This is a genomic window from Bradyrhizobium sp. Crot121, assembly GCF_059512385.1.
The window spans coordinates 157,881-173,074 of record NZ_JCAMOR010000003.1 but is presented as its reverse complement, the minus strand read 5'-3'; the positions used below and the strand labels follow the sequence as shown (position 1 = coordinate 173,074).

At 64.2% G+C, this 15,194-nt stretch carries 11 protein-coding genes; 3 read left to right on the top strand and 8 right to left on the bottom strand.

The genetic code is table 11. The features are described 5' to 3' along the window. Positions 1–10: 10 nt before the first annotated feature. A complete protein-coding gene (locus AC5ZGW_RS04970) occupies positions 11–1,960 on the bottom strand; it encodes an alpha-1,4-glucan--maltose-1-phosphate maltosyltransferase (RefSeq protein WP_245474580.1) in 1,950 nt (649 codons plus the stop codon). Between the two features lie 200 nt (positions 1,961–2,160). Here AC5ZGW_RS04970 and malQ point away from each other — a divergent pair, with 200 nt between their 5' ends. From malQ to AC5ZGW_RS04955, 3 genes are all read left to right on the top strand, one after another. Beyond that, positions 2,161–4,113, top strand: coding sequence for a 4-alpha-glucanotransferase (gene malQ, locus AC5ZGW_RS04965; RefSeq protein ID WP_130224469.1), 1,953 nt, complete (start codon positions 2,161–2,163; stop codon positions 4,111–4,113). 18 nt (positions 4,114–4,131) lie between these two features. Beyond that, positions 4,132–5,937, top strand: coding sequence for a glycoside hydrolase family 15 protein (locus tag AC5ZGW_RS04960; RefSeq protein WP_130224467.1), 1,806 nt, complete (start codon positions 4,132–4,134; stop codon positions 5,935–5,937). A 78-nt stretch (positions 5,938–6,015) separates the two neighbouring features. Further along, positions 6,016–7,011, top strand: coding sequence for a L,D-transpeptidase (locus AC5ZGW_RS04955; protein ID WP_130224465.1), 996 nt, complete (start codon positions 6,016–6,018; stop codon positions 7,009–7,011). Positions 7,012–7,031: 20 nt separating this feature from the next. Here AC5ZGW_RS04955 and AC5ZGW_RS04950 read toward each other — a convergent pair whose 3' ends face one another. From AC5ZGW_RS04950 to AC5ZGW_RS04920, 7 genes are all read right to left on the bottom strand, one after another. Beyond that, positions 7,032–7,844: an HAD family hydrolase gene (locus AC5ZGW_RS04950; protein WP_130224463.1), complete on the bottom strand. Its 813-nt coding sequence runs from the start codon at positions 7,842–7,844 to the stop codon at positions 7,032–7,034. A 4-nt stretch (positions 7,845–7,848) separates the two neighbouring features. After that, positions 7,849–8,325 carry a gluconokinase gene (locus tag AC5ZGW_RS04945; protein WP_051397014.1) on the bottom strand — a complete coding sequence of 159 codons (477 nt, stop codon included), beginning with the start codon at positions 8,323–8,325 and terminating at the stop codon, positions 7,849–7,851. 28 nt (positions 8,326–8,353) lie between these two features. Beyond that, a complete protein-coding gene (gene pgl, locus AC5ZGW_RS04940) occupies positions 8,354–9,097 on the bottom strand; it encodes a 6-phosphogluconolactonase (protein WP_130224461.1) in 744 nt (247 codons plus the stop codon). Between the two features lie 2 nt (positions 9,098–9,099). Beyond that, positions 9,100–10,611 (bottom strand): glucose-6-phosphate dehydrogenase, encoded by a 1,512-nt coding sequence (zwf, locus tag AC5ZGW_RS04935; RefSeq protein WP_165435092.1) that lies wholly within the window; start codon positions 10,609–10,611, stop codon positions 9,100–9,102. Positions 10,612–10,621: 10 nt separating this feature from the next. After that, positions 10,622–11,614 carry a phosphogluconate dehydrogenase (NAD(+)-dependent, decarboxylating) gene (gene gnd / locus AC5ZGW_RS04930; protein ID WP_130224457.1) on the bottom strand — a complete coding sequence of 331 codons (993 nt, stop codon included), beginning with the start codon at positions 11,612–11,614 and terminating at the stop codon, positions 10,622–10,624. A 65-nt stretch (positions 11,615–11,679) separates the two neighbouring features. Then, the gene (locus AC5ZGW_RS04925) at positions 11,680–14,526 is read right to left on the bottom strand and encodes a bifunctional transaldolase/phosoglucose isomerase (RefSeq protein WP_130224455.1); all 2,847 of its coding nucleotides are present in this window, start codon (positions 14,524–14,526) and stop codon (positions 11,680–11,682) included. A gap of 211 nt (positions 14,527–14,737) precedes the next feature. After that, on the bottom strand, positions 14,738–15,184 hold the full coding sequence (locus AC5ZGW_RS04920) for a DsrE family protein (RefSeq protein WP_130224453.1): 447 nt from the start codon (positions 15,182–15,184) through the stop codon (positions 14,738–14,740). Positions 15,185–15,194: the final 10 nt, after the last annotated feature.

Genomic DNA, 15,194 nt, shown 5'->3' with positions numbered 1-15,194 from the left:
ACCGCCCCCTTCAGGCCAGGCAGCGGAACAGCACCGCCGGATCGCGCATTGGATCGATCCGCACCCGGATGCCGCCCCAGTCGAGTGCATGGCGTTCGCCCGTGATCAGGTTCTCGACCGCAGCGACGTGGCGGCGCTCATCGCCGGTGCCCGTCTGGACATCGCCGAGCGGCAGCCAGACTTCGTGGGCGTCGCGCGACAATGCAATTGCGACCGCAACCGTGTTGCTCCCGTCGACGGATTCCTTGACGAACCCGATTACGTTGCCGTCCTCGATGGGCAGGAAACGCAGATTGCTGGTCTGCTGCAACGCTGCGTTGGCGCGGCGCGCCAGGTTGAGGTCACGGATATAGGGCTTGATGTTGCCCGGCTTGTCCCAGTCACGCACCTTGATCTCGTATTTCTCGGAATCGAGATATTCCTCCCGCCCGGGGATCGGCTCGTGCTCCAGCAGCTCGAAACCGTTGTAGATGCCGTAGGTGCCGGACAGCGTCGCCGCCAGCGCCACGCGCGACTTGAACATCCAGGGTTCGCCGCCCTGCAGATGGAAGGGCAGGATGTCGGGCGTGTTGACGAAGAAATTCGGTCGGTAGAAGTCGCGCTCCGGATAGCGGGTGAGCTCGATCAGGTATTGCTCCAGCTCCCAACGCTGGGTGCGCCAGGTGAAATAAGTATAGGACTGGGTGAAGCCGAGTTTTGCCAATCCCTTCATCAGCTTCGGCCGGGTGAAGGCTTCGGCGAGGAAGATCACGTCGGGATGGTGCAACTGCACCTGGTGGATCAGCCATTCCCAGAACGGGAACGGTTTGGTGTGGGGATTGTCGACGCGGAAGATCTTCACGCCCTGGTCGACCCAGAACAGGATCACGTCCCGCAGCGCATTCCACAGCGAGCCTGAATCCTCGCAGCCGAAATCCGGGTTGACGATGTCCTCATATTTCTTCGGCGGATTCTCCGCATAGCGCATCGAACCGTCGGGGCGCTTCTTGAACCATTGCGGATGTTCCTTCAGCCAGGGATGGTCCGGCGAACATTGCACCGCGAAGTCGAGCGCGACTTCCATGTTGTGCTCTCTGCATGCCGCGACGAAGGCGCGGAAGTCGTGCAACGTGCCCAATTCCGGATGGATGGCGTCGTGGCCGCCTTCGGCGGAGCCGATCGCGTAGGGGCTGCCGGGATCGCCTTCCTTGGCGGTGACCGCATTGTTGCGTCCCTTGCGGTTGATCTTGCCGATCGGGTGGATCGGCGTGAAGTAGACCACGTCGAACCCCATCGCCGCGACGTCAGGCAACCGGTCGATGCAGTCGCGGAAGGTGCCGTGCTGTCCCTCGACTTTGCCCTGGCTGCGCGGGATCATCTCATACCAGGAGCCGAAGCGCGCCCGCGGCCGATCGGCGACGAACGGGAAGAGCTGTGAGCGCGTCAGGTCGGGTCGCGACTGGCTTTCGGCCATCGCGTCCTGCAATTCAGGTGTGAGCAGGGCAGCCGGATCGCCGGTCTGGAGATAGGTCTCGCACTGCTTGAGGATGATGGCCGCCGCCGCCCGTCCGCCGGCCTGCGCCTTGGTCAGCATGCCCGCGCCTTCGATGGCATCGAGCGTCACATCGGTGCCGGCCTTCTGCTTCAGCTCAAAGCCGTGCCGCCAGGTGGCGAATTCGTCGGTCCAGGCCTCGATCGCATAGAAATAACGGCCGGGCGTGTCGGGGACGAAGGAGCCAAACCAGCGATCGTTCCCGTGCATGGTCATCGGCTCGCGCCGCCATTCGTGGTCGAGCTCGCCGCGCCAGATCAGTTCTGCAGCGACGATGTCATGCCCGTCGCGATAGACGTCGGCCCAGACCTCAACGGGCTCCCCCACGATGCGTTTCACGGGGTAGCGGCCGCCATCGATCAGCGGATAGACGTCTTCGATATGGAAAGTGCCGGCGGCACTCTCGACAGTTTGAGCGGTTTTGTTCACGGTGATGCCGCCATTGACAAGGAAATGACGCCCCCGTTGCGTGAAGGATACGCTCCGGACTGATATAGAAAGCCGCTCATGGGACATTGGTTCCCATGGAACGCCTCGAAGGACAGCGAGTTAAACGTCATCTATCCCCTTCCCGCATCTACATAATTTCGTGACCCACTCTCCCGGGTCATGTGCAAAGCGCGTGCCGAATGGACCCCTACGCCAAAGCCAGAGACCTTGGAATTACGACCGAATATATCGACGGTCAGGGCCACCGCCGTGTGACAGACGCGGCTGCGTTGAAAACGATCCTCGACGCCTTGCCGCCGCGCGAGCCACGCCGGTGGATCGATCAGCCGGTTGTCGTGCGGCGCGGCCGCCCGGCGCCCTCGGAGCTTTCGATCGACGCCAAGTTGCCGGTCGGATGGACGATTTCGGCTGGTGGCAAAATGATGGCGAAGGGTGAAGCGGGCGACCGGGCAATATCCTGGCCGCAGGATTTGCCGGTCGGGGTGTACCAGCTCCGCCTGAACGATGCTGCCGGATCGACCGAAGAGCTGCCGCTGATTGTCGCACCGGAACGTGCCTTTGGCGGCGATTTTGACCGCTGCTGGCTGCTTGCGGCTCAGCTCTACAGCGTGCGTTCCGCGCGCAATTGGGGCATGGGCGATTTCACCGATCTGCGGGGCTTGATCGAACTCGCCCATCAATTGGGTGCCGGTGGTGTCGGACTTAACCCGCTGCATGCGCTGTTCGATGACCGCCCCGGTGATTGTAGCCCCTATTCGCCGAACAGCCGACTGTTCCTCAACGCGCTCTATATCGACGTCGAGAAGCTGCCGGAATTCCGCGTCGATCCCAGCGCGAAGGACAAGCTCGCGCAACTGCGCGCCGGGGACATCGTCGACTATCGTGCGGTTGCGGCGTCAAAATGGCAGGCGCTGCGCTCCGCGTTTGCGAGCTTCAAGGCGAGCCCGACGCTCGAGCGCCGTCAGGACTTCGAACGCTTCAGGAGCGAGCGCGGGCCGCTCTTGTCGCGCTTCGCGTGTTTCGAGGTGTTGCGGAAAAAGTTCAACCAGCCCTGGTGGGAATGGCCCGAAGAATGGCGGCGGCCGGACGACGGCAAGTGCAGCCGTCTGCGCAAGGGCGCCGATTTCGGCGAGATCGAATTCGTCGAGTTCGTGCAATGGAACGCTGACCGGCAGCTTGCGGCATGCAAGGCGCTGGCGCACCAGCTCGGCATGAAGGTTGGGCTTTATCTCGATGTCGCCGTCGGCGTGCAGTCCGACGGCTTCGATGCCTGGAACGAGCAGGGCGCGATCTCGCGCCTGCTCGGCGTCGGCGCGCCGCCGGACCCGCTCAACACTGCCGGGCAGGATTGGGGTCTTGCCGGCTTCAACGCCGCCGGCCTCGAAATGCGTTTCTTCGAGCCGTATCGGGAAATGCTGCGTGCCTCGATGCGCCACGCCGGCGCGATCAGGCTGGATCATGTGCTCGGCTTGAAGCGGCTTTACCTGGTGCCGCACGGCTTCGGTCCGGAGAATGGCGCCTATGTGCAGATGCCGTTCGAGGCGATGCTGGCCGCAACCGCGCAGGAGAGCGTGGCGCATCGTTGCGTCGTGATCGGCGAGGATCTCGGCACCGTGCCGGACGGTTTTCGTGAGCAGATGAACGACTGGGGCATCTGGTCCTATCTCGTGATGATGTTCGAGCGCGACGACCGCGGGGCCTTTCGCGGCATCGACCGTTACGCCGCCAATGCGCTCGTCACCTTCAACACCCATGATCTTGCGACCTATGCCGGTTGGCGCTCGTTCAGCGATTTGAAGCTGAAGCGTTCGCTCGGCATCGATCCGGGCGAAAGCGACCAGGCGCGCTGGCATGCGCTGGGCATGCTGGACGAGGTGCTGCGCCAGAATGACATCGACCGCCATGATCTTTATTCGGTCGCTACTTTCCTCTCCCGGACCAGGTCCCGCCTGCTGACGATCTCGCTGGAGGACCTGCTCGGCCTGGTCGATCAGCCGAACATCCCCGGCACCGTCGACGAACATCCGAACTGGCGGCGGCGGCTGCCGGTGTCGATCGAGCACATCGCCTCCGCCATCGATGTCGAAGCACTGAGGAACGCCACTCGCGAGCGGTCGTCCGCACCAGCTTAAAGAGGAGCAGTCGCCACCGTGTCTTGCAGGATCGAGGATTACGGACTGATCGGCGATTGCGAGACGGCGGCGCTTGTCGGCCGCGACGGATCGATCGACTGGCTGTGCTGGCCCGCCTTCGATTGCGATGCCTGTTTCGCGGCGCTGCTCGGCAACAACAGGCATGGCCGCTGGTTGATCGCGCCAGCTGGGACCATCATCAAGACCTCCCGCCGTTACCGCGACAACACGCTGATCCTGGAGACGCGGTTCGAGACCGAAAGCGGCGTCGTCGAGCTGATCGATTTCATGCCGCCGCGCGGCAATGCTTCCGACATCGTGCGGCTGGTGCGCGGCGTGAAGGGCACCGTCGCCTTGCGGATGGAGCTGATCATCCGATTCGGCTTGGGTGCTGATATTCCCTGGGTCAAGAAGAGCGAGGACGGGTCGGCGCTGCTGGCGATCGCCGGGCAGGACATGATCGTGCTCCGCTCGCCGGTCGAGACCCGCGGCCATAACATGACCACGGTGGCCGAATTCACGGTCGGCGAAGGCGAGAGCTTGCCTTTCGTGATGACCTATGGACCCTCGCATCTGCCGGTTCCCGGGCCGATCGATCCCGCCCAAGCCTTGCAGGACACCGAAGCGTTCTGGACCGAATGGTCGAGCCGCTGCACCTATGAGGGGTTTGGTCGCAACCTCGTGCTGCGCTCGCTGATCACGCTGAAGGCGCTGACCTTCGCGCCGACCGGCGGCATCGTCGCGGCGCCTACGACCTCGCTGCCGGAAAAACTCGGCGGCCAGCGTAACTGGGACTACCGCTACTGCTGGCTGCGGGATGCGACCTTCACGCTGCTGGCGCTGATGAACTCGGGCTACACCGAGGAAGCGCTGGCCTGGCACAATTGGTTGTTGCGCGCGGCCGCGGGGGCGCCGGCCAACATGCAGATCATGTACGGCATCATGGGCCAGCGGCGGCTTCTGGAGTGGGAAGCGGTCTGGCTGCCCGGCTATGAGGGCGCGCAGCCGGTGCGCATCGGCAACGCCGCGCATGCGCAACTGCAGCTCGACGTCTACGGCGAATTGATCGACGCCTTCCACCAAGCGCGCGTCGCGAAGTTGCAGCTCGACGATGCGAGCTGGTCGCTGGAATGCGCTGTGCTCGAACACCTTGCGGAAGAATGGGACCGGCCGGACCACGGAATCTGGGAGCGTCGTGGCGCGGGCAAGCACTATGTCTTTTCGAAGGTGATGACCTGGGTCGCTTTCGACCGCGGCATCAAGAGCGCGCAGAAATTTGGCCTCAAGGCGCCGCTCAACAAATGGCTGGTGCTGCGCGAGACCATCCACCGCGATGTTTGCGCCAAGGGGTTTGATCGCAAGCTCAACTCGTTCGTCGAATCCTACGGCTCCAAGCTGCTTGATGCCAGCATCCTGCTGCTGCCGGCGGTGGGATTCCTGCCGCCGACCGATTCACGGATCCGCGGTACGCTGGCCGCGACCGAGCAATACCTGATGCGCAATGGCTTCGTGATGCGGCACGATCCGCGCGAAGTCTCCGAAGAGAAGCAGCCGATCGAAGGCGCCTTCCTCGCCTGCACGCTTTGGCTTGCCGATGCCTATGTGCTCGCGGGCGAGGTCGGGAAGGCGCAAACGCTGTTCGATCGCGTGATCGCGCTTGCCAATGACCTCGGCCTGCTCGCCGAAGAGTACGACGCCATCGCCGGCCGCCAGACCGGCAATTTCCCGCAGGCGCTGACTCATATCGCGCTGATCAACACCGCGCACAATCTCAGCGACGCCAAGCGGGCGGCCGAGAAGCCGGCCGTGCAGCGGTCGAAATAGACTACCGCCCGGACCCGCGCGAAGGAACCCGCGGGGGCAACGATCATTGTCTGCAGATATCTGGTTGGAGGATCGGCAATGGCTCGCCTGTTCGCCGCAGCGCTGCTTGCATGTCTGATCTCGGGGCCGGCATTCGCTGCCGGCCTTGATGCCGCGGCGATCAACAAGGCCGGGTACCGGGCTCGCCCCGCGTCCGAGGAAAAGGCCGACGCGACAATCATTAAGGCCCAGGTGCTGCTCGAGCGCGCGTTGTTCTCGCCCGGAGAGATCGACGGCAAGTTTGCCGAGAATACGCGCAAGGCGCTACAGGCGTTCGCGGAAGCCAAGGGCCTGTCCTTTCAGAAGACGCTCACGCCGGAGATCTGGGCAAAGCTGAACGAGACTGCCCAAGGCGACATCATCACGAGCTACACGATCTCCGAAAAGGATGTGAAAGGACCGTTTATCAGGAGGATTCCCGCCAAGTTGGAGGCGATGAAATCGCTGCCGGCGCTCGGCTACAAGAGCGCGCGCGAGGCGCTTGCGGAGAAATTCCACATGAGCGAGGGGCTGCTGGCCCAGCTCAACCCCGGCAAGAAGTTCGACCGCGCCGGCGAGACCATTCTTGTCGTCAACGGTCGCGATCCCCAGCTGAAGCTGAACGTGGCGCGGATCGAAGTCGACAAGTCCCGGCAGACCGTCAAGGCCTTCGACGGCGGCGGTGCGCTGGTCGCCTTCTTTCCGGCAACCGTCGGCAGCGAGGACAAGCCGACCCCGAGCGGCACGCTCAAGGTGATCTCGTCCGACGCCAATCCCTTCTACCGCTACAACCCGGCCTACAAGTTCAAGGGCGTGCACGCGAAGCGGCCGTTCGTCATCAAGCCCGGTCCGAACAATCCGGTCGGGTCATACTGGATCGGGCTTTCGGGGGAGGGTTACGGAATCCACGGTTCGCCCGAGCCCTCGAAAATCAGCAAATCGGAATCCCACGGCTGCGTCCGCCTGACCAATTGGGACGCGACGCTGCTTGGCACGAGCGTCAAGAAAGAGACGCCGGTGGATTTTGTCGAGGGCGCGGGGAGCAAGGAGAGCTGACGGGACGACGGCATTCGCGGTCACGCGGTTTCGTTATAGTTCAGCACCATCTCGATCGCTTTGGCGAAGCCGTCGTGCTCGTTGCTGTCGGTCACGAACTTGGCCTGGCTCTTGACCTCATCGGTAGCGTTGCCCATCGCAAACGAAACGCCGCTCCTCGCAAACATCGGCAAGTCGTTGCGCATGTCGCCGATGGTCGCGACCGCCTCGGTCGGAATGCCCAATCGTTTTGCCATCGCCTCGATAAAGGTGCCCTTGTCGTGGCCGGGCGGGGTGACGTCGAGATAATAGGTTTGCGAGCGGACGGCGGTCGCCTCGGTGCCGACGGCCTCTTGCATCGCGGTTTCGCAGCGCGCGAGCAGCGGGGCGTCGGAGGAGGCGCCGACGATCTTGCAGGCCTGGTCGAGATAGGGCGTGAAATCCGTGACGATGGTCGCCTCGTGCCTGATGGTGTGCCGCTCGTGCGCGACATATTCGCCGTCGGGATTGGCCGTCAGCCAGCGGTCGTTGGTGAACAGCCAGATGTCGACGCCGAATTCGCGGAGCAGATCGATGGCCCGCCGCGCGGTCGCGGGCGGGATCAGGTGCTGTTCGATCGGCTTGAGCTCTGGATCGATGATCGAGCTGCCGTTGAAGGCGCCGACCGGCAGCGTGATCGCCAGCGGCTCGATCAAAAATCCCATGCCGATCGAGGGGCGGCTGGAGACGATGGTGAAGCCGATGCCGGCCGCATGCAGTTTTTGCGCGGCTGCGCGGGCGGCGGCCGTCAAAACCTTGTCCTTGGTCAGCAGCGTACCGTCGACGTCGGAAACGAGCAGGGCGATGCGGGTCATGGGGCTACTTCATTTGGCGGATGATGGCGTCGACGATGGTCTCGATCGTCGCGTCGATCGAGACGGTGATCGGGTGTTCGCTCAGGGCCGGCGGCTCCAGGGTCTGGAACTGGCTGGCGAGGAGGCCCGGCGGCATGAAATGGCCCTTGCGATGGGCGAGCCGGCTCGCGATTAGCGCCTCGGTGCCGTCGAGGAAGACGATGCCGACGTCACTGCGTCCATGCAGCAGGATGTCGCGGTAGGCGCGCTTCAGCGCCGAGCAGGCGACCACCAGGCGCTCGCCAGCCTTGCAGACACGGTCGATCTCATCGGCGATTGCCTGCAGCCAGGGGCGGCGATCGTCATCGGTGAGCGGCTGGCCTGCGCTCATTTTCGCGACATTGCTTGCGGGGTGAAAGCGATCACCGTCCTCGAAACGCCAGCCGAGCCGCCCCGCGAGCGTCTCGCCGATCGTGCTCTTGCCTGAGCCGGAGACGCCCATCACGACGAGGGCGCAGAGGGTTGCCGGATCAGCCACTAAAATTCTCCGGCCGCGCCGCCTCGTCGATCAACCAGACCGTCTCGCCGATCGATTGCGCGCGGTTCGCCGGCAGGTTCTCGCCGGCGAAGACGCGGGTCAGGATTGCGCGCTTCTCCTTGCCTGCGGCCTCGAACAGCATTTCGCGGCAGCAAGCCAGCGTCGGCAGGGTCAGGCTGACGCGCGGCACGAACGGTTCGACATTGGCCTTGGGCACGCCGACCGCCCAACGGTCGATCACCTCGATCGCGGGGTAGTTCGGAAACAGCGAGGCGGCGTGTCCATCCGGCCCGACACCCATCAGTACCAGATCGAACAGCGGACGGGCGGCGTCCAGATCTTCCGCGCCGTAGAACGATTGCAGCTCGCGCGCATAGCGCTCCGCCGCTTCATCGGGGCTGGCGGCATAGGTCGGGATCGGATGGATGTGGGGGGCGGGCGCGTAGCGATCCAGGAATGTCGCGCGCGCCATCGCCATGTTGTTCCTGGGATCGCCAGCCGGCACGAAGCGCTCGTCGCCGATGAACCAGTGCACGCGGTCCCACGGGATCCTGGCGCGGTAGGGCTCGGTCGCGAGCAATTGGTAAAGCGCTTTCGGGCTCGATCCGCCGGTCAGGCAGATCGCGATCCGGCCGCTGTTCGCGGCAATCCGCGCCAGCACCCGCTCAGCGGCGGCCTTCGCCAGCGCCGCGGGATCGGCGACGGTGATGATCTGGCGGCGACCGACGGCGGTCATGGTCAGCTCAGCTTTCGCCAGCTACGGCCGTCGCGCGTCAGAAGCGCGTTGGCCGCCTCAGGCCCCTCGCAGCCGGCCTTGTAGGGCTGCAGGCCGGCGCCGCCAGCCTTCTTCCAGGCATCGAGGAAGGGTTGCACGGCCTGCCAGCCAGCCTCGACGCTGTCGGCGCGCTGGAACAGGATATTGTCGCCGATCATGCAGTCATAGATCAGCGTCTCATAGCCGGTGGACGGCTCGGCCTTGAAGTAGTCCTTGTAGCGGAACTTCATCTCGACGCCGTCGATGTCGATGGTCGGGCCGGGAACCTTGGTGTTGAACTGCAGCTCGATGCCCTCGGTCGGCTCGGTCGAGATCACGAGGTAGTTCTGCGAGAGCTGGTCGATCGGCGTGTCGCGGAACATCGCGAACGGCGCCTGCTTGAACTTGATGGCGATCTCGGTGCGCTTGGCGGCCAAGGCCTTGCCGGTGCGCAGGTAGAACGGCACACCGGCCCAGCGCCAATTGTCGATGATCAGCTTGAGCGCGGCGTAGGTCTCGGTGGCGCTGCCGGGCTTGACGTCCGTGGTCTTGCAATAGTCCTCGATCACGGTGTCGCCGATGTTGCCGCCGCGATACTGCCCCCGCACCGAATTGTGCAGCGCTTCCTGTTCGCTCTGGAGCTGGATCGCGGCCAGCACATTGGCCTTCTCGGTGCGCACCGAATGCGCGTCAAAGCGGATCGGCGGCTCCATTGCCACCAGCGACATCAGCTGGAACAGATGGTTCGGCACCATGTCGCGCAGCGCGCCGGTCGAGTCATAGAAGCTGCCGCGATGGCCGACGCCGAGCTTCTCGTCGACGGTGATCTGGATGTGGTCGATATGATTCCGATTCCAGATCGGCTCGAACATGCCGTTGGCAAAGCGCAGCACCAGGATGTTCTGGACGGTTTCCTTGCCGAGGTAATGATCAATCCGGTAGATCTGGTGCTCGTCGACGAGCTTCAGCAACTCGGCATTGAGGTGCCTCGCCGAGTCGAGGTCTGTACCGAACGGTTTCTCGATCACGATCCGCCGCCAATAGCCGTTTTCGGCCAGCATGCCCGTGCGGGCTAATTGCTTGGTGATCGGCAGGAAGGCGCCCGGCGGAGTGGCCAAATAGAACAGCCTGTTACCGCCGGTCCCGCGCGCCGCTTCCCTTTCCTTGAGTTCGCTCGCCATCTTGTCGAAGGAGTCGGGATCCTTCGGGTCGGCTTCCACTGCGGTGACGCATTCGAACAGGCGTTTGGCGACGGTCTCATCGACCGGACGGGTCGCGAACTGGCGCAATCCCTTCATCAGGCTCGCGTTCAATTCCTCGTTCGACATGCCGCCGCGGGCGACGCCGACGATGCAGAATCTGTCGGGCAACAAATTGGTCGCGGCGAGATTATAGAGGGCAGGGATCACCAGTCGGTGCGCGAGGTCGCCTGTGACGCCGAAGATGATGAAGGAGCAAGGGTCGGGTTTCTTTTGCGCGTGACCGTTCGTCATCATTAGGCCTTCCCTAGCTCTTCTTGGCGCTTTGTGGCGGCTCCCGGTGGCCGCCGAAACCGGCGCGCATGGCGGAGAGGATCTTCTCGGCGAAGGTGTGGTCCTTGCGCGAGCGGAAGCGGGCAAACAGCGCCGCCGTCAGCACTTCCGCAGGCACCGCCTCGTCGATCGCGGCATTGACGGTCCAGCGGCCCTCGCCGGAATCCTCGACGAAGCCGGAATAATTATCGAGGGTGGCGTTCTCGGCGAGCGCGATCGCGGTGAGGTCGAGCAGCCAGGACGGGATCACGCTGCCGCGGCGCCAGACCTCGGCGATATCGGCGATCTCGAGATCGAAGCGATGATCCGCCGGGAGCGCCTCGCTGCTCGCATTCTTGAGGATGTCGAAGCCCTCGGCATAGGCCTGCATCAGACCGTATTCGATGCCGTTATGGATCATCTTGACGAAATGCCCGGCGCCGACCGGGCCGGCATGGATGTAGCCCTGCTCGATACGGGGATCGCGGCCCTCGCGGTGCGGGGTGCGCGGAATGTCGCCGAGGCCGGGCGCGAGCGCGCTGAAGATCGGGTCGAGCCGGTCGACGACGGATTTCTCGCCGCCGATCATCATGCAGTAGCCGCGCTCGATGCCCCAGATGCCGCCGGAGGTGCCGACGTCGACATAGTGCAGGCCGCGTTCCTTCAGCGCCTTGCCGCGGCGGACGTCGTCCTGCCAGAACGTGTTGCCGCCGTCGATGATGGTGTCGCCCGGCTGCATCAGCTTGGACAGCGCCTCGATCGTCGCCTCGGTGATCTTGCCGGCCGGCAGCATCACCCAGGCGGTGCGTGGCTGCTCCAGCTTGAGCACGAATTCCTCCAGCGAGGCGGAGCCTAAGGCATCGTCGGCGGCAAGCGCGGCGACCGCCTTCGGATCCTTGTCGTAGACCACGGCGGTATGGCCGTGGGCCATCAGCCGGCGGACGATGTTGCCACCCATCCGCCCCAAGCCGATCATGCCGAGCTGCATGTTGTCATGTCCTTGACTGTTGAGCGTGATCCGAGAACCAGTGTCCGGTTTTTCGGGACCATGCTCTAGTTGAGGGCTTCGTTAAGTGCGGCGTCCAGCGTGGCTAGCGCCGGGCCGAGTCCGCCCTTGAGATGGACGCGCAGCGCGCGCCGGCCGCGTTCGGTCAAGACGTCGAAATCGCCGCGCGCCTGCGCTGCCTTGATGACGCCGAAGCTCGCCTTCTGGCCTGGCACCGGCAGGTCCGCAGCATCATCGGCGGTGATCTGCAGGAACACGCCGCTGTCGGGGCCGCCCTTGTAGGCTTGGCCGGTCGAGTGCAGGAAGCGCGGACCGAACTCGGCGCAGGTGGCAAGATGCCTGCTGTCACGCACGGCAAGCCGCATTTTTTGCAGCGCGTCGATGAACGCTTTGTCGCGTTCGATATAGGCGAGCAGGGCGACATAGTCGCCGCGGTGCGAGCGCGACAAATGCGCCTTGAGCCATGAGCCGAGAGTGCCGTCGGCGCCGGCCTTGCGCAGCTCGGCGGCGTTGTGGGCGTCAGTGTAGAGGTCGGCCTCGGCGGTGGAGACCACCGGCTGTTCGGCTGGCAGCGATCCGGACTTCTCGAAGGCTGCGGTCAATTCGCGCGTCTTGATCTTGGCCGCCTCGACATCCGGCTGGTTGAACGGGTTGATGCCGAGCACCGAGCCTGCGACCGCCGTCGCGATCTCGAAGCGGAAGAACTCCTGGCCGATATGGTCGGTCGACGGCAGCACGATGCGGGCCACGGGATGGCCGGCCTGCTCCAGCGCGTCCAGCCGGGCGTCATGCTCGGCGTCGTCCTCGCCCTCGGTGCGGAGATCGATGAAGAAGCGGTCGTCGCCATAGGCAGCCGGCTCGGCCAGCGTCTCGCCGTCAATTGGGATCAGGCCCTTGCCGTCCTTGCCGGTGGATTCGGCGATCAACTGCTCGGCCCAGGCGCCGAAATCGGCAATCTTCCTGGACGAGGTGATCGTCACCTTGTCGCGGCCTTCGAGGCCGGCGAGCCCCATCGCGAGCCCGAGCTGCACGCCCGGGTTCTCGTGCGGCGGCACGTCGGCGCCGCAGGAGCGCACCATCGACAGCGTATGCTTGATCAGGCTGCGGACATTGATTCCGGCGGCAGCGGCCGGCACCAGGCCGAAGGGGGAGAGCACCGAGTAGCGGCCGCCGATCGTGGGCTCGCCGTAGAAGATGCGGGCAAAACCCTGCCGCTTCGCCGTCTTCTCCAGCGACGAGCCGGGATCGGTCACTGCGATGAAGCGGTGGCCGGCCTTGGCGGCGCCGATCGTCTTGGAGACGCGGTCGAAGAAATAGTCCTTCATCACGTTCGGCTCGGTGGTGCCGCCGGATTTGCTGGAGACGATGAACAGCGTCTTCGAGATATCGACCGCCGCTTCCATCGCCCGCACCTGCGCCGGGTCGGTGGAATCGAGCACGTGCAGCTTGGGGAAGCCTGCCTTCTTGGCGAAGGTCTCCGCCAGCACCTCCGGCCCCAGGCTGGAGCCGCCCATGCCGAGCACGACCGCGTCGGTGAATTTCTGGCCCTTCACGCGCTCGGCGAAATCCTCGTAGTCGGCGATGTCGGCCTTCGCCGGGCTGGTCAGCCAGCCCAGCCATTTGTCCTCATCCTCGCCGGTCCAGACCGATTTGTCCTTTTGCCAGAGCCGGCGGACCTTGGCCGAGGCACGCCATTCCTCGGTATTCTCTTCGATGGCCTTGGCAAGCTCGCCGCCGACCTTGAGCTTCTGGCCGTCGATGCCGGTGCCGAGCGAGGTGGCGCGCTTGAACGCGACGGCGCCATAGAGCTTGTCGGCGGCATCGGCGAACAGCCTGACGCCGTCCTTGACCAGTTCGGCGGTGATCGCATCCAGCGAGATCCCGGATTTTTCCAGTTCATCGAGCACGCTCCGCGCGTCCTCGATGTTCTCCTCGAGGCTGTCGCGCACCTTGCCGTGGTCGCGGAAGGCGTCGAGCGTTGCCGGCGGCACGGTGTTGACCGTGTCGGGGCCGATCAGCTCCTCAACATAAAGAACGTCGCTGTAGTCCTTGTTCTTGGTGCCGGTCGAGGCCCACAAGAGCCGCTGTGGCTTGGCACCCTTTGCCATCAGTTTTTCCCAGCGCGGACCGGCGAAGATCCGCTTGTAATCCTGGTACGCCAGCTTGGCGTTGGCGATCGCGACCTTGCCCTTCAGCGACGCCAGCCGCTCCTTCTCGGTGGGATCGTTGGCCTTCGCGATCTTGTGGTCGAGCTGCTTGTCGACCGCGGTGTCGATACGGCTGACGAAGAAGCTCGCCACGCTCGCAATATGCGAGGGGTCGCCGCCGCCGGCGACGTACTTCTCCAGGCCTTTCAGATAGGCCTCGGCGACCTCGAGATAGACCTTTTGCGAGAACAGGAGCGTGATGTTGATGCTGATGCCTTCGCCGATCAGGTGCTCGATCGCGGGTAGGCCTTCCGGCGTCGCCGGCACCTTCACCATCAGGTTCTTGCGCCGAACCTCCTTCCAGAGCCGCTGCGCTTCGGCGATGGTGCCCCTGGTGTCCATCGCCAGATAGGGCGACACTTCGAGGCTGACGAAGCCGTCCTTGCCGTCGAGCTGGTCATAGACCGGACGCAGCACGTCGGCGGCGTGCTGGATGTCCGTGATCGCGAGATGCTCGAACAGTTCGGCGACCGGGCGATCGCCCTTCTTCAGCGCATGGCCGATCGCCCCGTCATATTCGTCCGAGCTGCCGATCGCCTTCTCGAAGATCGAGGGGTTGGAGGTGACGCCTTTGACGCCGTCCTCGTCGATCAGCTGCTTGAGGTCGCCTTTGGCGACGAAGCCGCGGGCCAGGAAGTCCAGCCAAACCGATTGGCCGTGGTTTTCGAGTGTTTTGACGGGGTTCATGATGCCTGTTTCTGCTCGATCGGGTCGGTGGACGGGTTCCCCAGCAGCTTTCTGGGGCGAGACCGGATTGTCAACACGGGGCGGAAAGGGCTGCCAAAAATGAATATGCGCATCAAAAAGAGACAACTCCACCCTGACAGGTTCGATCCCTCGGATTTGATCCGATGCAACCGCGAACTCTGAACAATTTTATGACGGTGCGGTGCACTGTTCACGGCCTGAGATACAGGTAGCCCTGCGACTGCAGTTCGGCGAGGCGGACGACGCCGCCCTTGTCGGCGACCGCGAAGCCGGGGAGGAGCTCCTTCAGGCTGACATTCTGCGATTTCATGGCGTTGCCGCAGGCGGCAAGCTCCACGCCATCCCCGGAAAATTGCTGAACGCGCCGCGACAGGTCGGGATTGGCGGAGGCTGCGTGGAACGCGCGCAGCGCCGGCCCGTGGACCACGAGGGCAATGGTCACATTCTCGGGTCCGACGACGCCGTCGAAATGGTTCTGGATGTTGCCGAGCACAAAGTCGACCTTTTCGAGGTCGCTCAGGTGATAGACTACCTTGAGGTTGGCGGGAGGAGATGCCTCGGTGGCGGCGCGGGCGCGTGAGCCGGCTAGGGCGCCTAAAGTCGTAAGCGCGCCGGCTAAGATGCTGCGGCGATGCATGGCACCCTCC

Excerpts from the sequence above, each read along its gene's own strand:
- malQ (WP_130224469.1), top strand. The coding sequence starts at position 2,161 with ATGGACCCCTACGCCAAAGCCAGAGACCTTGGAATTACGACCGAATAT.
- AC5ZGW_RS04955 (WP_130224465.1), top strand. The coding sequence starts at position 6,016 with ATGGCTCGCCTGTTCGCCGCAGCGCTGCTTGCATGTCTGATCTCGGGG.
- AC5ZGW_RS04950 (WP_130224463.1), bottom strand. The coding sequence starts at position 7,844 with ATGACCCGCATCGCCCTGCTCGTTTCCGACGTCGACGGTACGCTGCTG.
- AC5ZGW_RS04945 (WP_051397014.1), bottom strand. The coding sequence starts at position 8,325 with ATGGGCGTCTCCGGCTCAGGCAAGAGCACGATCGGCGAGACGCTCGCG.
- pgl (WP_130224461.1), bottom strand. The coding sequence starts at position 9,097 with ATGACCGCCGTCGGTCGCCGCCAGATCATCACCGTCGCCGATCCCGCG.
- zwf (WP_165435092.1), bottom strand. The coding sequence starts at position 10,611 with ATGATGACGAACGGTCACGCGCAAAAGAAACCCGACCCTTGCTCCTTC.
- gnd (WP_130224457.1), bottom strand. The coding sequence starts at position 11,614 with ATGCAGCTCGGCATGATCGGCTTGGGGCGGATGGGTGGCAACATCGTC.
- AC5ZGW_RS04925 (WP_130224455.1), bottom strand. The coding sequence starts at position 14,526 with ATGAACCCCGTCAAAACACTCGAAAACCACGGCCAATCGGTTTGGCTG.
- AC5ZGW_RS04920 (WP_130224453.1), bottom strand. The coding sequence starts at position 15,184 with ATGCATCGCCGCAGCATCTTAGCCGGCGCGCTTACGACTTTAGGCGCC.